Annotated in this window: 14 protein-coding genes; 13 read left to right on the forward strand and 1 reads right to left on the reverse strand. The window is 51.8% G+C overall.

Annotated features, from left to right (window positions below; genetic code table 11):
* The first annotated feature begins 8 nt into the window (after positions 1-8).
* The 3 genes from CA13_RS15540 to CA13_RS15550 all read left to right on the forward strand — a co-directional run bounded on the left by CA13_RS15540 (position 9) and on the right by CA13_RS15550 (position 3,842).
* The gene (locus CA13_RS15540) at positions 9-1,727 is read left to right on the forward strand and encodes a sodium ion-translocating decarboxylase subunit beta (RefSeq protein ID WP_473087464.1); all 1,719 of its coding nucleotides are present in this window, start codon (positions 9-11) and stop codon (positions 1,725-1,727) included.
* Between the two features lie 156 nt (positions 1,728-1,883).
* Positions 1,884-2,408 (forward strand): serine acetyltransferase, encoded by a 525-nt coding sequence (locus CA13_RS15545; protein WP_419194408.1) that lies wholly within the window; start codon positions 1,884-1,886, stop codon positions 2,406-2,408.
* Positions 2,409-2,411: 3 nt separating this feature from the next.
* On the forward strand, positions 2,412-3,842 hold the full coding sequence (locus CA13_RS15550) for a class I SAM-dependent methyltransferase (protein WP_146398110.1): 1,431 nt from the start codon (positions 2,412-2,414) through the stop codon (positions 3,840-3,842).
* A 13-nt stretch (positions 3,843-3,855) separates the two neighbouring features.
* On the opposite strand, the gene CA13_RS15555 is transcribed toward CA13_RS15550, so the two are convergent.
* Positions 3,856-5,295 (reverse strand): oligosaccharide flippase family protein, encoded by a 1,440-nt coding sequence (locus CA13_RS15555; RefSeq protein WP_419194409.1) that lies wholly within the window; start codon positions 5,293-5,295, stop codon positions 3,856-3,858.
* Positions 5,296-5,757: 462 nt separating this feature from the next.
* Here CA13_RS15555 and CA13_RS15560 point away from each other — a divergent pair, with 462 nt between their 5' ends.
* The 10 genes from CA13_RS15560 (at position 5,758) to CA13_RS15605 (ending at position 19,207) form a co-directional block, all read left to right on the forward strand.
* Entirely contained in the window at positions 5,758-7,203 is a 1,446-nt protein-coding gene (locus tag CA13_RS15560) for an O-antigen ligase family protein (RefSeq protein WP_146398114.1), read from the forward strand.
* Between the two features lie 213 nt (positions 7,204-7,416).
* On the forward strand, positions 7,417-9,537 hold the full coding sequence (locus CA13_RS15565) for a coiled-coil domain-containing protein (RefSeq protein WP_146398116.1): 2,121 nt from the start codon (positions 7,417-7,419) through the stop codon (positions 9,535-9,537).
* Positions 9,538-9,587: 50 nt separating this feature from the next.
* Entirely contained in the window at positions 9,588-10,874 is a 1,287-nt protein-coding gene (locus tag CA13_RS15570) for a glycosyltransferase family 2 protein (protein ID WP_146398117.1), read from the forward strand.
* Between the two features lie 219 nt (positions 10,875-11,093).
* Positions 11,094-12,257, forward strand: a complete 1,164-nt coding sequence (locus tag CA13_RS15575) for a glycosyltransferase (protein ID WP_419194410.1) — start codon at positions 11,094-11,096, stop codon at positions 12,255-12,257.
* A gap of 75 nt (positions 12,258-12,332) precedes the next feature.
* Positions 12,333-13,292: a glycosyltransferase family 2 protein gene (locus CA13_RS15580; protein WP_146398121.1), complete on the forward strand. Its 960-nt coding sequence runs from the start codon at positions 12,333-12,335 to the stop codon at positions 13,290-13,292.
* The gene (locus CA13_RS15585) at positions 13,292-13,891 is read left to right on the forward strand and encodes a serine O-acetyltransferase (RefSeq protein WP_146398124.1); all 600 of its coding nucleotides are present in this window, start codon (positions 13,292-13,294) and stop codon (positions 13,889-13,891) included. The genes CA13_RS15580 and CA13_RS15585 overlap by 1 nt, the downstream gene beginning before the upstream one ends.
* Positions 13,891-15,198 (forward strand): glycosyltransferase family 4 protein, encoded by a 1,308-nt coding sequence (locus CA13_RS15590; RefSeq protein WP_146398126.1) that lies wholly within the window; start codon positions 13,891-13,893, stop codon positions 15,196-15,198. Before CA13_RS15585 ends, CA13_RS15590 begins: the two co-directional genes overlap by 1 nt.
* Positions 15,199-15,302: 104 nt before the next feature.
* Complete coding sequence (locus tag CA13_RS15595; protein ID WP_146398128.1) at positions 15,303-15,977, forward strand: sugar transferase; 675 nt, start codon at positions 15,303-15,305, stop codon at positions 15,975-15,977.
* Entirely contained in the window at positions 15,977-16,966 is a 990-nt protein-coding gene (locus CA13_RS15600) for a glycosyltransferase family 2 protein (protein ID WP_146398130.1), read from the forward strand. The genes CA13_RS15595 and CA13_RS15600 overlap by 1 nt, the downstream gene beginning before the upstream one ends.
* 36 nt (positions 16,967-17,002) lie before the next feature.
* On the forward strand, positions 17,003-19,207 hold the full coding sequence (locus CA13_RS15605) for an NAD-dependent epimerase/dehydratase family protein (protein ID WP_146398132.1): 2,205 nt from the start codon (positions 17,003-17,005) through the stop codon (positions 19,205-19,207).
* The last annotated feature ends 18 nt before the right edge of the window (positions 19,208-19,225 follow it).

Consider the following 19,225-nt stretch of genomic DNA (forward strand, 5'->3'; position numbering starts at 1 on the left):
CGAAAACCATGCCCTTCAAAAAACTCGTATCGCAAAAGAACATCATGCGCCCCATCTCGATTTTCTTCGTCTTGTTATGGTCAACCGTGCTGCAAGCGGCCGATTTCGCGCCGAGTGCACCACTCGTACCAAACGAAATGCTTCAGCCGAGTGATAGTTATAGCCTCATCTACCTTCCCGGCGACTATTCCTTGGCATGCGATCTGATCCACGAACTGAACGCGATGGGCGATCCGCAATTTCGCGTGCCGAGCATACGCGACCTTGATCCCACGCAACCGTCCCAAGATGGCGAACTTTGGAAACCCATTTTCGATGCTTTTGCAGAAGCAACCGGTCAGGACCTCCAAGAAATTGATGTCGATGATGCCGTGCCCTTTGAGTTCCCGTTGTTTACTCATACGGTCGAGAGCAAGGGAATGATGAAGCCGAGCGGATCACTCGTAATGGTGATTCCGAACCAAGGAAAATCCGTAGCAAATGAATTTCAATATCGCCTCGATTCACTTTATCAGGCCCGTGGCTATTCCTCGGTGCCACGACCAAAACGCATCGCCGAAAGCGAAGGCCTTGGATCGATGCTGAGCAGCGGATTGAGCAAGCTTTGGAATTCCAGCGGCGTGGCACAGATCGGTTGGAGCTTTGGAAACTACTTGATGGTCGGCGTCGCTTTGGTGCTGATCTATCTCGGGATTGCAAAGGGCTTCGAGCCGTTGCTTTTGGTTCCGATTGCAATGGGATGTATCTTCGTCAATTGCATCGGTGCCAACATGGTGACTCCGGCCAGTCCGGTTGGTAACGACGGCGGCCTGCTCTATTACTTTTTTTTCTATGGGATCACGACAGGAATCTTTCCACTATTGATCTTTCTCGGGGTCGGAGCCCTAACCGATTTCGGCCCGCTGCTCGCCAACCCATGGAGTGCATTGCTTGGAGCGGCAGCCCAGTTCGGCATCTTCGGTACATTCTTGGTCGCCGCTTCGGTTGGTTTGTTTACGATGCAAGAGGCCGGTGCGATCGCGATCATCGGTGGCGCCGATGGGCCGACATCAATCTACGTGGCAAGCAAGTTGGCCCCCGATTTACTCGGTGCCATCGCTGTGGCTGCCTATAGCTACATGGCTTTGGTCCCAATTATTCAGCCGCCGATCATGAAGCTGCTCACCAATGACGACGAGCGGAAAATCATGATGGAACAGCGACGACCGGTCAGCAAAAATGCAAAAATCCTGTTTCCCATCGTCGTCATTCTGCTTTGCCTGCTGGCACTTCCCGACGCGTTACCCCTGATCGGCATGTTGATGTTCGGCAATCTCCTGCGAGAAAGCGGTGTAACCGAGCGATTGTCCAAGACGGCTCAGAACGAATTGATCAACCTTGTCACCATCGCCCTCGGTTTGGCGGTGGGAACGAAGCTATCCGCCGATGCGTTTTTGAACCCACGTACGCTGATGATTGTGGTACTTGGCTGCGCCGCGTTTATGGTCGGCACAGCGGCCGGCGTTCTCATGGCAAAAATCATGAACAAAGTATCGGGTGGTCGTATCAATCCTCTGATCGGCTCGGCCGGCGTTTCGGCGGTTCCGATGGCAGCACGCGTGTCCCAGGTCGTCGGTGCGCAATACAATCGCCAAAACTTGTTGCTGATGCATGCGATGGGGCCAAACGTCGCCGGCGTTATCGGCTCCGCGGTCGCCGCTGGGATTCTGATTTCATTGCTCGGATAGCTTCATTGCTCGGATAGCTTCATTGCTCGGATAGCATAGCGCGGATGGACAAGAAAGACGGCCAAGGCACGAATTGAAACGACTTGAAAACGGCCGCGCTTGAACTAAGCTCAGAAGCCGATCGGTTTCTGCTTCGCCACAGGAAGAGGCTCGGCCTTGACGCACACTTCTGACTTTATTCCATCTATCTCGGCTTCGGTTGCTGATTGGGAACGTGAACGGCCAACAAGCTTCTATGATCCGCCTCGGCGACTGCTTCGCTCGATTCGCCAATTCCAACGACTCCAAGACAAACATGGGCCGATCGCTTGGCTGCGGCGACACTTGACGATTGCCTCGCATCACCTTTGGTCAGTCATCACGGCAACCGACATTCCAGTGAACTGCAAAATTGAGGGGGGGCTAATTTTGGCTCACCCAACGGGCGTGGTCATTCACCCCGATGCAACACTTGGAGTCAATTGTTGGATCGCTTCGTGTGTGACCATCGGAAATGGGCCCTCAGGCGCACCTAAAATTGGCGGGCATGTTGATATCGGCACCGGAGCGAAGATCCTCGGCGGTATCACGATTGGCGACCACGCAAAAATCGGCGCGAACGCGGTGGTGATCACGGACGTGCCTGAAGGATCAACCGCCGTTGGCGTGCCAGCAAAAATGCTTCCGGCGGACTCGGCTTGATAGATGAACGAGAAACAGATGAAACTGCTGGTCGGCATCGTCAACTACGGCACCGCCAACGATCACTATCTCGAACGAGTACTGAGCGATTTGCGAAGCATTTCAATCGATAAGGATATCGTCTTGTTCTGCGATCGCCCAAAAGATTTTGGTAGCGATGTGGAGGTCCGGATCGGCGTTCCCGACGAAGGACCGCTGTACATGCCACTGTTGCCACGCCGCTTGTTCGCGGAAAAGGCGGGTCAATACGATGTCTATATCGGTCTTGAAGACGACACGCCGATCGAAGAACGCCATGTGCGGGCATTTGTGGAAGCGTCCAACCAATGCGACGAAAAAACCATGCCTGGCTTTTTACGCTGGGAGCATTGGCCCGATGGTTCGGTTCATATCGATACCGTTCATCGCAATTTTTCGTGGGATCCATTTAGTCCCACGCGATTCGGCGATTGGGTTTTCGCTGAGCTAACCAATCTGCAAGCGGCCGTGCTAATGTTTACTCAAAAACATCTAGATTGCGCGATGGCGTCACCGCATTTTTGCGATATTTTTTCGCCCACTCGAGTCTTCCAATTGATCGAAAGGGCGTCGACGCAACTGTTCGAAGAATGCGGGCTTCGTCGAGTGATTCCTGTCAGCCATATCGACGACTTCTTGTTTCCTCATCTCGCAAACCGTTTTCACAAACAACGAATTGGATTGAGACGAGCTTTGTTTGATGCGCAAATCAAAGCATTGATCGAAACCGCAGACGGAAAAAAAACACCCCAAAAATTGCTCGAACCGTTCACCGCTTTAGCATCGCCTACTTGGGATAAAAACTTTGATGAAACCGAAGAGGAAGTGTTCTTAGAACCGTCGGACGGTGCGGCGCGCGAGATGCTATGGCTCGGTGCGAGCGGATCCGACGCCGAACACGCCCTCGTGAAATCGGGCCACAATGTCACCGGGATTCCTCTCGACAGTATCGTATCAGCGTCGGCCGAATCGATCGGTGTCAAAGTCACATCGGCTTCTTGGAGCGAGGCAAAAAAGGAACTTCACGAAAAATCGTTTGATGTGATTTGTGTCGCCCATATGCTCGAACGACTCGAAGATCCGGTTGGACTTTTAGAGTGGCTTGATCGCTGCCTCACCGATGGCGGATCGATCGTCGCGACAGTTCCAAACTTTGACTGCTGGTGGAATTATCCCGACACCTCGAAATCGATGAAATCGCAAACGGGCTTTGAGAGTCCGTGGACTTACAATCAAACAGGCCTGCATTTTACGACACCTAGGCTTGTGAGGGACTGGTTCCGTGATGCAGGTTTCGATGCATCGATCGAGTTGCGACTTACCGATGGTTGCAAGCGATATCACTGGATGACACTCGGACTAGCGAAAAAGCAATTTAGCCGCGAAATGGTGATCCGGGCGACTTCGCGACGATAGTTGCTTGCCACTTCTAGGACGCGGTTGCTACCTCTCGTTTTCCTCGCCCCTCGCTATGGTAGACAGCGAAAAGGGTCAACGCACTGATCAGAACCACTAACGCTGCAATCGCCCAGAATGACGTCCCGAAGTAATAAATCGCGATCACTGAGGCGATCGATGCCAACGTGTAACCAATCTCTTGGACCGGCAAAAAGAGACCTTGCTTCCATAGTTGCCATGCGATTAACGCATGCTCAGGAACACAGCCGAGTGTAAAACCGGCAATAAACCCTTCCAAACCGTAATAATGAAAGCCCGCAATGCTAAGCGGGATGGTTGCAAGAAAGCGAAGGATCTTCCCAAATGCCATCGACTGGACATCCCCGACTGCTTTCAGTGTTTGAACCGACACTGTCACCAAGATGCCAATCCAAGTCGACAGGACAAGCCATTGGCACAAAGCACCAGCGCTTTGGTATTCCGCACCATAGAGATGGTCGAACAACAACGGTGCAGTCGCAAAGACCCCCGTATTGAGAATCAATCCAAAACCCAGAATACGGCCTCGTGCCGGAGCCAATTCGAGACGTAGTGTCTCGCGCGTTTCGCGAGCCATTTTCGCAAGCAGTGGGAACAACACATAGTCGCCGATGTGGGTGATTAAGTTGACGGGCAAAATTGCGATCGTCGCGGCGATGCTATACAGGCCGAGTACTTCAAGGCTGCCGAGTTTTCCCAAAACGATACGATCAATCTGCATCGCGAAAAAACCGGCGGCCGTACAAACGAAAATCCACTTGCCAAAATGAAATAGTTCCCACGCATATTCACGATGCCATCGGAATCGGTGCTTGATCACACTAGGTAGTAGATAACTGCTTATTGCTCGCAGCAACGAACCCGCCAGGGTGCCTATCACTAGCGCCCAAATATTGGGATAGAACCAAGCGATTGTGCAAGTAATGATCGTCCCAAGCAGTTGGCTCAAGACGTTGTAACTAATCATCGCCGTCGGTTTTAGCCGACGCTGTGCGGTCATCACGCCGGTCGACGAGAAGCCTTCGATTGCCACACTCATGCCGACAATCGGAATCAGAATCGTGAGCATCGGTTCGCCATAGAACCACGCGACCGCTGGGGCGGCGATCCAGCACGCGCCCCATATCAACACACCTCGGGCCGCTTGAGCGGTCCATGCGGTCCGCAAAAAATCGGGGTCGTCCCCTTTTTCGTGATGCACCACCGCTGGGGCGAGTCCAACATCGGAAAGCAAAACAAGTCCGATAATCGCAATCGTCACAAGTGCCATCAATCCGAACACATCGGGTATGACCAAGCGCGAAAGCACGAGGTTGCTACCAAGTCTCAGGATGAGGCTAGCACCAAAGAGACCAACCGTTGTCAGCGAAGCGAAAGTCGCCGGACTGTTGCGTATCCGCGAGAAAAACAGGTTGAAATAATGTGAAAACACGTGTCGAAGTCGATTCCAAACGCTGCAAAAGTACGGGGTCAGATACCTGATGAAAGAATGGCACGAGACTACTAGACCAACGTGCCACGTCTAGGCCTATCTGTCGAAAGACGTGTCATTTGGGGCTCCAAGGCGCGACCAACCGCCATTGTAGGGTTACAAGTCATTTCATCAGACCAATTAGGGACATCTGATCGTTATGTCCTTTAATCCCATCCTCGAGGTGACTAAAGTTACATCAAGTTTCGACTTTTTCATCGCCCCCCAACTCGGTGATTCGGGATAATTTTCGCTTAAATATCATGATGAATTTGCATGGTGGGGATCGCGTGTTGAAAGTTGAAAAGCGACGAGGAATGCGTTGCTAGATTGAGCAGGGACGAACAGGAATCCACATTTTCCGAGGATTTCGCTAGCGGCCCCAAGCTTCAGTCACCATCGTTTTTCGCAGGTTTTTGTGGCATGATTTTAGTTATATCCGGTATGGTCGCTGCGTTTATGCTGGCGATCGCGACGATTTCGTCGCCCGGTCAAGCCGCGCGCGTCGGGTGGGCACTGACGATGCTGGTGCCTCCTTGGATTTGTCGGTACGTGGGGGCAACTGAAATCAATAGCCAAACCGTCGTCGCAGGATTGGCGGTGGTGGTCATCTTTTTACGTCCATCCCGCTTCAAATTTCCGGTCTTCAGTTGGTTTGACTTAGTACCGTTGGCATTGATGGCATCGTCGGCGATTAGCATCGCTTACAACGATTCGCTCGGTCCAACCACGGTGGCAAAATTGGCGTTCTTGTGGGTCTCCCCCTACGTTCTTGGTCGATTGATGGTGACTGGTCCCGAGGACCTGCGCGAGCTGATTCCAATTGCTGCGGCGCTAACAACCCTTTTGGCTATGGCTTTCGTTTTCGAATGCGTGACTGGTCTCAATGTATGGAACGCCGTGTTACAACACCAAGGTTCTCTTCAGAGCCAATCGGGACAGCGTTTTGGGTTGACCCGAGCCGAGGGGCCATTTAGCCATCCAATCAGTGCGGGACTCTTTTTGGCGATAAGCTCGCCTTGGGTATTCACGCGAACTTATCAGGCAATTTATCAGGGGTGCTCTAAGTTTTGGCTTCTGGCTCCGTTTATGGTGGCGGCAGGAGTCGGTGCAACGCTTTCCCGAGGACCATTTATGGTTTTTTTGAGTGTGATTGGTGGCTTCGCGTTCTACTACTATCGCCCCATTCGAATTCCCATCGTCTACACGGGAATTATTGCAATAGCAATGGCTGCGGTCATGTTACCATCACTGGTTGAAATGGGTGAATCAGTCGAGTCATCTAATGACATCCGAGAAATTGAAATCCAAGGAAAGACGTACGTCTATTCTGGAAGCCGACATCGTTACTTGCTGTTCCCGGTCTATCAAGAAGCGATTGCAGATGCGGGCTGGCTTGGGTTTGGCTCCTGGGGAACGTCCGCCAAACACATCAGCTATATCCACCCTGACCTACGACGTCTATTTGGTTCGATCGACAACCAATACTTACTGCATTACCTAAATACGGGAGTGGTGGGAACCACCACTTTCTTTATTATGCTTGTTTGGCTCTTCGTGATATTTGGACGATATGCGGGACAACTAAAGGGTGAAACCGAATTCTTTACGGTCGCATCATTCTCCGCTGTCTTAGGCACATCGGTAATCTTGCTGACAGTATGGCTCGCTTCGGAATTTAGTTTTGTTTTTCTATTGAATATTGGCCTGATCGCTGGTCTGCTAGGGTACGCGCGCGGGCTAACCGAAACAGCGCCAAAACGAGTTCAATTGTTTGGCCGCCCCTTGCCCTCTTTCGATGCGAATGGAAAAGCACAGAGTCTTCCAAACGCCGCTGATCAAACCTTTGACAAAAAGGGGTTCAACTGATTTGCTTCTATCGAATCTAACCCGAATGATAGTACTCGGTAAGCAGGAAGTTTTCACAACCAAATTTGTGTCCCTCAACGCTATTTTCCTATTGAATTAAATTCCTACAACACTGAGTTAACAGCACTTTCATCGCCCGGCGGCTAGCGAATCGGAATGCGGAATTTTCGTGTTCGACACGCTTATTGGTAGGATGAAAAGGAAACCAAGCTTATGTTAAGTATCCCCCCCAATGTAAACGAGCATTCAAGTGATGCTATTCAAAATGCATTGAGTCGCTCATACCACGCACAGTCTTCGCGACATGGCGGCGCGATGGATTCAGATTTGTTCAGCCAGTTCATGCGTCGGTCGATCAAGTGGGTGATTCTCGCGACGGTGATAGGGTTAGCAATGGCATGGTATGTCGCAACACATTTCGCGAAAGACACCTACTATTTCACGGGCCAACTTCGATTGGAACCGAGTTCAGTAGGCTTTCCATTTCTTGTGGCTCCATCCACCGTTGACTACACCCGCTATGTCGATTCGCCTCAAACCATCCGCACTCTGCACAAAGAGTTTGATATTCAAGGGGATGAGTCAGCGACGGCCGATTCAATCACCGTCGAAGCCTATCAAGGCTCGAGTGATATGATGATCGAAATGCAAGGTGAATCACCAGAGAAGGTGAAAGCGATCCTAAATGAATTGCTTGTCCTCGTCAGCGAACAGTCCCGAGAGATACGCGATGTGGCCATCGAAAAACACCTCGCACAATTCAAGCTGCGCACCGATGCGTTAGAGGACCAGGAAAAGGAAGCCGAACAGAAATACGATGCATTGTGCAAGAAGTATAATACTCATGATTTAGAAGCGCAGTTCAAAGCGAACGAAAACGACCGAGCGGCAACCAACGGCTTGGTCGCACACCGCACAATCGTATGCAACCTGCTTCGTGAAACGATCGATGACATAAAGCAAACAATCGTGGAGGCACGCGGCGGAAATATCCCCAGGGATGAGCAGGACCTGCTTGACGAGGAAGTCAAGCAAAGTATCGATACTTCCCGGCACGCGATCTTGCAAGACAAGTTGGTTGATCATCGCCAGCGTGAGGCCGCTCGGGTAAAACTATCAGCCAAGCAAAGCGAACTCCAACGTCTCAAGACGCTGCTCGCACGCGACCTTGTCACTCAGGCAGAAGTCCAAGAAGTCGAAAGCCAAGTAGAACTTCTAACGCTCGAGTCAAATGGCGACGAGACGATCAATCGGCTTGAAGGATCGATTTCAAAAATTCGCGATAAGATGGACTCCAACGACTACCTTGCCTCATCTGCTCGGGCGAAGTACTTAGCGAGACTTGCTGACAAGTTGGAAAACAAACAGCAAGCATTGGCGATCGCAGAAAATGAACTGCGAGACTTCAGTGCTCACTTGAAATATATGGAAGCCGAGTACGAGAGATTGGTCGATGTGACACCGAAAATCCGAGATTTCAAAGACGAAATGGATGGGTTTAACCAACAACGCCAAATTTTGCGGCAAGAAACCGATGCCATCAAACAACTCTTGGCAACGGATGGACATACATTGACCGTCAACAGCGAAGCCTACCCGTCGATGCATTCGGTAAAAAATAACCAGAAGAAAATGTTGGTCGCCGGCTTTGGCGCCGGATCACTTCTGCTGCTGATCCCCGGTTTTTTGATTGAATTATTCCGCATCACACCGAGCAAGTACGAACGTTTGGCGAGCAAGCATGGTTTGCCCATTATTGGCCGCATCGATCGTAAGTCCGCGAGTCGATTCACGGGCGGAACGACCTCGCGAGTATTGGCATCGAGAATCCAGCGTTTGAATTTGCCCGTGGGTTCGTCCATTGCATTGGTATCCACTGGACGACAGCCTTGTCCAACAGGAATGCTCTACGGTGCGGCGAGTCAATTGGCCGAGGAAGGCAGTCGCGTTTTGATTGTCGAAACCATTGGCAAAACCGGCTTGGTTCCGCTTCCTGGTGAACATACTACCGAACAAGTTCAAGAACAGACTTTGGAACATGGAACCACCGGCCCGGTGGACCGCCTGATCATCAATGATCCGTCACTGCTATGCAATGCGATGAGCAACCAAGTTTGGGACGAATTGTCGGCAAGCATCCGTGCCTATCGCTATGTCCTAATCGGTGGGGTTAGCTCCCAAGACCCGTCGGTGGCAAGTTTGGTTTCAGCGGGCGCCGACGCCGTAGTCGTGGTCTCGCTCGAGCGTGATGCCGCATCATTGGAATCGACGAATTTGATCAACGACCTAATTGACTTCGATGCACGCTTCCTAGGTGCGGTTATTTCGACCTAAATACGCTTTTGATAGCTACGTACGTACACCTTGAGATTTATTGGACTTTCATGACGAACATTCAGCTTCTAATGGGTATTTTGGCTTGGATCGCGACGATTGCGATTTCAGTGCCACTATGCCTATTATCACTCGAATGTTTGCTCGGGGCCATTTCGCCATCACACAGCCGCATTCGACGCAGTGGAATTCGACGCAGTGGCGACCGGCTAAAAAAAGACGAAAAAGCATCTCGCCCAAGTGTCGATGTGGTGGTTCCGGCGCATAACGAACAAGAAGGTTTGGCGAGCTCTCTGAATTCGCTGTTCGCGTCACTTCGTGATGACGATCGGGTTTATGTGGTCGCAGATAATTGCACCGATGCCACCGCAAGCATCGCCCGAAAGCTTGCTAAATCAAATGAGTCGCCGGTGCAGTTATATCTGCTCGAACGGTTCGATGATGCCAACCGTGGAAAGGACTATGCATTGCGGTGCGCATTTGATGTGCTCGATGCGGAAACGCAAGAAGATGCCAACACCGCAAATCGCGTTGTTATGATTGTTGATGCCGATTGCCAAGTCGACGCGGATGCGATCGATCATTTGGCATCACAGGTCGCGCGTACTGGTCGGCCCGCTCAAGCAAGTTACATGATGCGACAACCGGCGCACTTGCCAGCGACTGCAAGCCGCGTTTTGTTAGAATTTGCCTTCACGATCAAAAATCATGTGCGTCCCCTCGGTGTGTCGCGACTCGGAGGTGCTTGCACTCTATTTGGTTCTGGAATGGCGTTTCCAAGGGATTTAGTTAGCCGTTTGACGGGCCCCGGCGGCCATTTGGTCGAAGACATGCGTTGGACATTTGACATGGTTTTGGCGGGCCGGCCGGTCGGGTTCTGTCCTGATGCGAAGTTGGTGGCAATGTTCCCAACGTCAACCAAAGCGGCTGATACTCAGCATCGTCGTTGGGAACATGGGCATCTGCAATTGGCGACTTCGCAACTGCCAAGGCTGATCGGCAGTTGGATGCGAGCCCCGCGATGGTACACCGTCGTCGCAGCGCTCGATTTGATGATCGTCCCACTGTCACTGCTTGTCGCCGCTTCACTCGTGGTCAGCAGTTTTAACCTGGTGGTTTACTTGACAACATTAAACATTTGGCCCATGGCAATTTTGGCGATCAGCTTAGCGGCAGCCAGTGTCAGTTTAATCGCCGCTTGGTGTCAACATCGGCCTGGCAATGCGACATTTCGTATGCTGCTAGGCATTCCGGCCTATGCTTTTCGCAAGCTTCCGCTGTATACGAGGTTCCTGTTTCGCCCTGAGCGTTCGTGGATTCGGACCGACCGGAGTTAGCCAAAGAGCACTGTCAGAATATTCCATTTGTAATTGCAGTTTGACTGATACGCGATGTACCTAATCCCCACAAACATCCCCATCTTTCGCCGCGGTAGCGAAACGCTGCTTCCGACGGCATGGGCACGGTCATTACGGCTTTTACGGGATTCGCTCGAAGGCCAATATGGAAGAATAACGATTGTTGCCCCGGCCTTTCCCTCTTGTTGCGAGAGTTGCGTGCCCCCGAGTTCCGTCGAGCGATTCAATGCCGCCGCAGAAGACATTTGCCTTATTCCTGCCTTCAACGCGAACGCATGTGACCAAAGCAGTACGACTAAGGAATTGCAAAGCTGGGTCAAGACCGTGGCCGATTTAGGCCGAAACTGTTCCGTGTTGCAGGCCCAGATTGATGAGGGCATGGACCCAAATTTTGCGAATGGTTTTTGTCAGGTATTGGACGAATCAATACCGACGGTGTTCTTACATAGTACCGCAGCACCTGTTGTTCAACCCTTGCCTAGCAAATCACGATTCAGGCATCATCATTTCCGCTTTCGTCGCCATCGACTCTTTCGCGATTGCGTTAAAGTGGCTCGCCACGCCGATTTGAGCCTCTTCGACAGTGAGCAATCAATGCGTCAATATACTGGGTTCACTCGAAATGCAAAACTGTTTCCAGCTCCTGTGATCTCGACCGCGGACGTTTTAGACGAAGCAAGCCTGAGGAAGCGTCTGAGTGGTGACTCGCTGATTTCATCTCTGCGGCTTGTTTCGAGTATTCCCCTGGAACGCCAAAATGGCCTTGGTCATGCGATCGCGATCATTCGTCAAGCCCGATCCAACGGTGCGAATGTCACCTTAGACATCTATGGCGATGGTCTTCAAAAATCCGAACTTCAGTATCAAATCGCTAAACTTGGCCTGACCAACTCGGTCCGATTGAACGCGCCGCTACAGAATTTAGCGGAAGACCGTTACGCAAATAATCAACAAGTCGTTGCTCGGCTTAACGACTACGATGCGATGCTCATCACTCCGCTTGGCAGTGATCCGAAAACGGAGACAACCGCAAAAGTGTTCAATGCGATTTGGCAAGGTTACGCGGCCGGCTTGCCTATCATTGGCTTTGACCAACCGTCGATTCGCCAACAATTGGTACGAAACAAAACAGGCATTCTATTGCCCTGTGGCGACATCACAGCCGCAGCAATGCGTATCGCAGAACTTGATCTCCAACGAGGTCAGTTGCACGACATCTCGCTTAATGCCAGGCGTGCTGCGATTGATCAGTCAATGGAAACTTGGTACTCCCGTCGTGCCGAATGGACTTGCGAGGCCATCCCAAGACCTCATACAGCCTCAAAATCACCCTGCCCAACAGCGAGACTCGTTTCCGCATAACCTCATCGCTTGTGAACCTTGACGACCTGATTAGCATGGAGCCGCGACCCTCAATTCAATCAACTTTCTCAATTCATGAATATCGTCACTATTATCGTCAACTATCGCACGGCCGATCTCACGATCGATTGCCTGCGATCACTTGAGCCGATTGCCAATGAGAACCCTGGGTTTTCCGTCGAATTGATCGATGGCGGATCCGCTGACGATTCTCCCGAACAACTCTCGCAAGCCATTGAAAAGCATCATTGGCAATCTTGGGTTCACTTCACGCAACTGAGTGACAACAAAGGCTTCGCCGGTTCCAACAATGTCGGCATCCAAGCGGCGCTTGATCGCTCAAACCGTCCGGATGCGATTTGGTTACTCAACCCCGATACGATTGTTCGTACCGGAGCACTCAATAGCCTTGTCGAAACGCTTCATGCCGATGCGTCGATCGGATTAGTCGGCAGCCGTTTGGAGCATCGCGATGGTGAAGTTCAAATTTCAACCTTCCGTTATCCCACAATCCTGAGCGAATTGGTCGACTCGGTGCGATGTGGTGTGATCAGTCGATTGTTTGCCGCCTACGAAGTCTCGTCTGACCCTCCGGCCCAGGCGTGTGCGGTCCCATGGGTCGCCGGAGCAAGTTTGATCATCAAGACGGAAGTATTTGACGAAATTGGTTTGCTTGACGATGGCTACTTCATGTATTTCGAAGAAGTTGACTTTTGTCACCGCGCCGAGAGTGCCGGATATTCATGTTGGTATCAACCCGAAAGCCGCGTCGTTCACTTGGTCGGCCAATCCTCGGGTGTGACAGGACAATCGGCCACATTGCGGCGCCGGCCCGCTTACTGGTTTGATTCGCGGCGGCGCTATTTTCTGTCCAAACATGGCGTGTTCAAAACCGCTGTGGCTGATGCCGTTTGGCTTTGCGGCCGAGTGACATGGAACGTAAGAGCTGTATTGCAGCGAAAACCAGCCGAAGATCCACCGAGACTGTGGCGTGATTTTCTCTCTCACAGTATTTTTGTGCGAGGGACCGGCTAATGCAACCGCAATCATGGCGTGAACTTTTTCGTGTGATCGCAGAAGACTACCGGAACCACGGATGCGATTGGTCCAAACCCGGTTTCCAATCACTCGCGGTGCATCGCTTCGGAAACTACCGAATGTCGATCCGCAATCCATGGCTAAGAAAGCCGCTAAGCTTCATCCATCATCGGCTCTTTCGATTTTGCCGCAATTTTTACGGCATCGAATTACCGCATCCAACGGTGATCGGCCGTGGCGTGGTGATCGAGCATCAACACGGAATCGTTCTGCATGGTGCCGCTGTCATCGGTGAGGGAACCTATATTCGGCAAGGGGTCACAATCGGCAATCGGTACCTCGACAAACCGTTTGACGCCCCAAAGATCGGTCGCCGTGTCAATATTGGTGCTGGCGCTTGCATCTTGGGTGGGGTCACGATCGGTGACGATGCCTCGATTGGAGCCAATGCCGTTGTCCTTTGTGACGTTCCTGTTGGATGTTTGGCGGCGGGGATCCCTGCGAAAGTCGTTTCGGTAGCGGAAAAGCAATCAACCTCGCCCGCTGACGAAAACGATTTGTCATTGGCTTACACGCGAACGCTGGAGTCGCAGTGATGCCGAACACGCCAAAGCCAGCCGATTTTCGTGTTGCTTACCTGGTGAACCAGTACCCTGGAATCAGCGGAACGTTTATTCGCCGAGAAATTCATGCACTCGAACAACTTGGTCACCCCATTTCTCGCTACAGCGTTCGTCGGCCTGCGGTTGCCGTTGTCGATGAGATCGACGTGCGAGAAGAGCAAGCGACACAATACGTGTTGGACAGTTCGTTCATGACGATCCTTGTAGCATTGGGCGGCGCCCTTATGCTTCATCCTCTGCGATTTTTCGATGCCCTACGAACGGCGGTTTGGTTTGGCCAACGCAGTGGGGCGATGATCCGAAGTCTCATTTACTTGCTCGAAGCCACGGTGGTGAAACGATGGGCCGAGCGAGACAGAATCGAACACATCCATTGCCATTTCGGCACCAATTCGACTGCTGTGGCCACACTTTGCCGCGTGCTCGGTGGGCCCAAATATAGCTTCACCGTCCACGGCCCCGAAGAGTTCGACCGACCCGAACAACTTGGACTTTCCAAGAAGATTGCGCTGAGCGAATTTGTCGTTGGCGTCAGTAGTTTTGGCCGCAGCCAACTTTACCGGTGGACCGATTTTCCAGATTGGCCAAAAGTGAAAGTGGTTCGATGTGGTCTAGATGCGACTTACTTTGATTATCCAAAGACCGACCCACCATCGGCACCACGCCTGCTAGCGATTGGCCGGTTACACGAGCAAAAAGGGATGCCGCTATTGATTCAAGCAGCTGCGGAATTAGCGGCCGAAGGCATCCATTTTGAATTGACCATCGTTGGTGACGGAGCGCTTCGCCCCACGCTTGAATCGATGATCGATCGACATGAACTCCGTGAATTCGTCAAATTAGCAGGTTGGAAAACGGGTGCGGAAATCCAGGGCTTGCTCAATGAGAGCCGCGTTTTGGTGATGCCAAGTTTTGCCGAAGGGTTGCCGGTTGCCTGTATGGAATCGCTAGCGATGGGTCGACCAGTGATCTCGACATCGATCGCAGGGATCCCAGAGCTGATACGCACCGGGGTTGATGGTTGGTTGATCCCAGCCGGGTCGGTAAAGTCGCTATCGCGAGCGATGAAGAAAGCATTGACCGCATCCGCCGACGAGCTAAAACAACTTGGGCAAACCGGTGCGGCACGAGTCCGGCAACGACACGATGTCCGACGCGAGGCCAGAAAGCTTTCTCATTTATTTCAAGGACATGCGACCAAGAACGGCGCCGACTTTGCCTCAACAGAGTCCCCAGGCGACACGCCCTCGCCGATGATGCGAATGACAGCACCGGAGTGATACAAATGAGTTTGTCGGACGAATTGATTCTGCCCGATTGGTTTAAGTGAATTGCAGTGATTTTGCAGCGAAGATTAAAACCACCGTTGAGCAAGTGGCACGACATGAATAATCCCCAAACGGCAGACGTCAACTATGACCCGCTGACAGGAATTCCGTTGACCAACGGAATTCGCGTTTACGTATTATGCAAACGGATCTTTGACATCGCTGGTTCGGGTGCTGCCCTGATTCTCCTGTCACCGCTTCTTCTGCTGGTCGCATTGGCCATCAAGCTTGAGGATGGCGGAAATATTTTTTACATATCCTCGCGAGTCGGCGTAGGCGGTCGCCGATTCAAGTTCATCAAATTCCGCTCGATGGTAATGAACGCTGACCAACTAAAAGAACGCATCGAATCGATGAACCAGCACGATGATCATCGCACCTTCAAATTAAAGCAAGATCCGCGAACGACCCTGACCGGCAGAATCATTCGCCGCTTGAGTATCGATGAGTTACCTCAACTGTGGAATGTATTGTTTGGCGACATGAGCATTGTCGGACCGCGCCCAACCATTCCTAATGAAGTGGACCAGTACGCTACGTCGGACCTTTACCGCTTTGATGTCCTTCCAGGTTTGACCTGCATTTGGCAGGTGTCCGGTCGCGGCGATATTCCATTTGAGCAGCAGGTCCAGATGGATTTGGATTACATCCAACAACGCAGCATGTGGTTTGACCTAAAACTAGTATTCAAAACCATTCCTGCGGTATTGTCGGGCAAGGGCGCGTATTAGTGTTTAACGACATTGGTGTAATTGCGATTGGACGCAACGAGGGGTCTCGATTGCGAGCTTGCCTCAAATCGGCGATGCGCGACGCCAAGTACGTTGTCTATGTCGACTCGGGATCGACCGACGACAGTGTCTCGATGGCAAACCAACTTGGTGCCGAAGTGGTTTCGCTTGACATGTCCAAACCGTTTTCGGCCGCGAGAGGTCGCAACGCAGGCTTTCAACGATTGACACAATGGGTCCCGCAGATCAAGTACGCTCAATTCGTCGACGGCGATTGTGAAATTGCTGCAGGGTGGTTGGCGTATGGTCGAGACGTTTTGGAGTCCGATCCTCAGAAGGGTGCCGTTTGCGGTCGACGCCGGGAGCGTCACCCCGAAGCGAGCGTTTTCAATCGCATTTGTGACATTGAATGGGACACACCGATTGGTGAAACGCGTGCTTGTGGCGGCGATGCAATTATCCGCTGCGAGGCTTTGTCGAGCGTTGGCGGGTACAATGATCAAGTGATCGCCGCAGAAGACGACGAAGTATGTGTCCGGATGCGTCAAAAAGGATGGACACTTCATCGTCTTGATCAAGAAATGACGCTTCATGATGCGAACATGCACACGATTGGTCAGTGGTGGAAGCGGGCGGTTCGCTGCGGCCATGGCTACGCACAAGGCTTCGCGATGCATGGAGCGTCTCCGGAACGCCATTTCGTCAAACCGCTACGAAGTGTCCTTTTTTGGGGAGGCGTGTTACCATTCTTGGCAATCGTATTTTGTTGGCCCTCGCACGCGATCAGCTTGCTGTTTCTAGCGGCGGCCTATGGAATACTATGGCTCAAAACGACTCGCTCGGTGATGCGACGTGGATTGCCGATTAAGCAATCGATGGTCTATGCAACGAGCTGTGTTTTTTCAAAAATCCCTGAATTACTCGGGGCGAGCAAGTATTTTTGGCGTAGGATCACTCGATCCAACACGCAAATTATCGAATACAAATAGTGCCTTTCCCATATAGGCTTCAACCACATTAGACAGATGACTCAGGCTCTCACTAAATCGAACACCCCACTTCGCGTCGGCCTGATTGGTGCAGGCTATATTGCTCAGTGGCATGCACTTGCGGTCAAGCAAACACGTGGCGCAGAACTAGTCGCCATCGCGGATGTTAGTGAATCACGAGCCAAAGCGGCTGCCCATGAATTTGGAATTCCTAAATATTACGGCAGTGTGGAGGCGCTGCTTGAGGCAGCAAACAACGATGCAACGAAAATTGATCTCGTGCACGTATTGGTTCCTCCTGATTTTCACGCCTCCGTAACTCGCCAATGCATGGCGGCTGGGTTGGATGTGTTTCTTGAAAAGCCGATGGCGACATCGTCCCAAGCATGCCGCTCGCTAATCGAGGAGGCCAGCCAATATAAGATTCAGTTAGGGATCAACCACAACTTTCTATTTTCGCGTGTTTACCAAGAGCTTCGCGATTGCGTCAGCGATGGAAAAATTGGGCAACTCGACGCAATCGATATCTCGTGGAACAAGCCGTTACCACAATTGTGGTGTGGCCCCTATTCGATTTGGATGCTACGCGAACCGTCGAATTTGTTGCTGGAATTAGGGCCACACGTGGTCAGCCCCATTTTGGATTTGGCGGAATATCCAAATCATATCACCGGGGTGGCGACGCATCCGACTAAAATGCCGACAGGCAAGTTGGCCATGAGAAATTGGGCTTTAAGCATGACCGCAGGTCGAGTAGCGGTGCAGGCGAGATTGTCCCTCGGTAGTGGTATCAGTGAGTTCCAAATTCACGTTCGCGGGACTCATGGCAGTGCGGTTGCCGATATCGAAGAAAATACGTTCACGCTCAACCGCGCGACAAAGTACTCGGTTGATTTTGATCGTTTCCATCGTCTCAAATCGACAAGCAAACAGATCAAACGACAAGCTCGATCAGGATTGATGAGCTATATCGGCAGTAAAGTGGGACTCAGCAAGCACGGGAATCCTTACGGCGAAAGCATCGCCAACGCGGTCGAAGCATTTTATCGATCGCTAAAAAGTGATTCGCTACCACAACGCCTGTCGGGCGACATGGGGCAAATGGCCATTCGATTGTGCGAAGAATTGGGAAGCACCGTTTTAGCGTCCGCAGCCTATCAAGCTGCAATATCGGATATCCCCAAGCCATTTGTACCTACGGTCAGTGGGGACGACGTGCAACAAGAATCCCCAAATCGTTCGCAGCCATCCTTGGTTTTTGGTGGCACCGGATTTATCGGCCAAGCACTTGTCCGGGCGTTAATCAATAGGGGACGTCCGATTCGAGCGTTTGTGCGACGCCCCAGTGACGTACCGGAAGCCCTTCGGCATCCGCTTGTGGAATTATTCCGCGGCGACATGACCAATACCGACGATGTGGCTCGTGCGATGCAGGAAGTCGATGGCGTCTTCCATTTGGCTCGCGGAATGGGAAAAACATGGCCCGATTACGAAGCAATGGATGTCTTCCCTACCAAGCAGATCGCCGAGCAGTGCATCAAGCAATCGGCTGGGCGACTAGTCTACACCAGCTCGATTGATTCATACTACGCTGGCGGAAAAGCAGGCAAGATCACCGAGCAAACGAAATTGGATCCTAAGATTGAACGACGCAATCTTTATGCAAAGTCGAAGTCGGTTTTGGAAGCCGAACTTCGCGACATCCATGCCACGCAAGGCTTAGATTTGGTGATTACGCGACCGGGGATTGTGATCGGTCGCGGCGGGTCTCCATTCCACTGGGGCATCGGCATGTGGACGGGAGAAAGCTTTTGCCAGGTATGGGGTGATGGTGAAAACAAGCTACCGTTGGTTTTGGTTGACGATGTTGCCAATGGATTAATCCTCGCGATGGATCACCCCGATGCGTCCGGCGAATCGTTTAACTTTATTGACGCACCGGTTTTAAGTGGACGCGAATATTTGCAGGAACTTCAACGTGCAGCGGGCGTTAGCATCGATGTTCGCCCGACCAACATTTGGCATTTTTATATAACAGACATGGCCAAATGGGTTGTCAAAACCATGGTCCAGCATCCCGATCGACGGATGCCAAGCTATCACGACTGGGAATCGCGAACCCAGAAAGCGATCTTTGATTGCGAAAAAACCAAGACGATGCTCGGCTGGAAACCGACTAGCGACCGTGCCGAGATCATTCGACAAGGAATCGACGAAGCGGCAAGCATCGCGATGGCCTAACCGTGGATACTAACCACC

Source organism: Novipirellula herctigrandis, from assembly GCA_007859835.1.
In the GTDB taxonomy this organism is placed as follows: domain Bacteria; phylum Planctomycetota; class Planctomycetia; order Pirellulales; family Pirellulaceae; genus Novipirellula_A; species Novipirellula_A herctigrandis.

What these genes read in the sequence shown, in the direction of transcription:
- CA13_RS15540 (WP_473087464.1), top strand. Translation starts at nt 9, where the DNA reads ATGCCCTTCAAAAAACTCGTATCGCAAAAGAACATCATGCGCCCCATC.
- CA13_RS15550 (WP_146398110.1), top strand. Translation starts at nt 2,412, where the DNA reads ATGAACGAGAAACAGATGAAACTGCTGGTCGGCATCGTCAACTACGGC.
- CA13_RS15560 (WP_146398114.1), top strand. Translation starts at nt 5,758, where the DNA reads ATGATTTTAGTTATATCCGGTATGGTCGCTGCGTTTATGCTGGCGATC.
- CA13_RS15565 (WP_146398116.1), top strand. Translation starts at nt 7,417, where the DNA reads ATGTTAAGTATCCCCCCCAATGTAAACGAGCATTCAAGTGATGCTATT.
- CA13_RS15570 (WP_146398117.1), top strand. Translation starts at nt 9,588, where the DNA reads ATGACGAACATTCAGCTTCTAATGGGTATTTTGGCTTGGATCGCGACG.
- CA13_RS15580 (WP_146398121.1), top strand. Translation starts at nt 12,333, where the DNA reads ATGAATATCGTCACTATTATCGTCAACTATCGCACGGCCGATCTCACG.
- CA13_RS15585 (WP_146398124.1), top strand. Translation starts at nt 13,292, where the DNA reads ATGCAACCGCAATCATGGCGTGAACTTTTTCGTGTGATCGCAGAAGAC.
- CA13_RS15590 (WP_146398126.1), top strand. Translation starts at nt 13,891, where the DNA reads ATGCCGAACACGCCAAAGCCAGCCGATTTTCGTGTTGCTTACCTGGTG.
- CA13_RS15595 (WP_146398128.1), top strand. Translation starts at nt 15,303, where the DNA reads ATGAATAATCCCCAAACGGCAGACGTCAACTATGACCCGCTGACAGGA.
- CA13_RS15605 (WP_146398132.1), top strand. Translation starts at nt 17,003, where the DNA reads ATGACTCAGGCTCTCACTAAATCGAACACCCCACTTCGCGTCGGCCTG.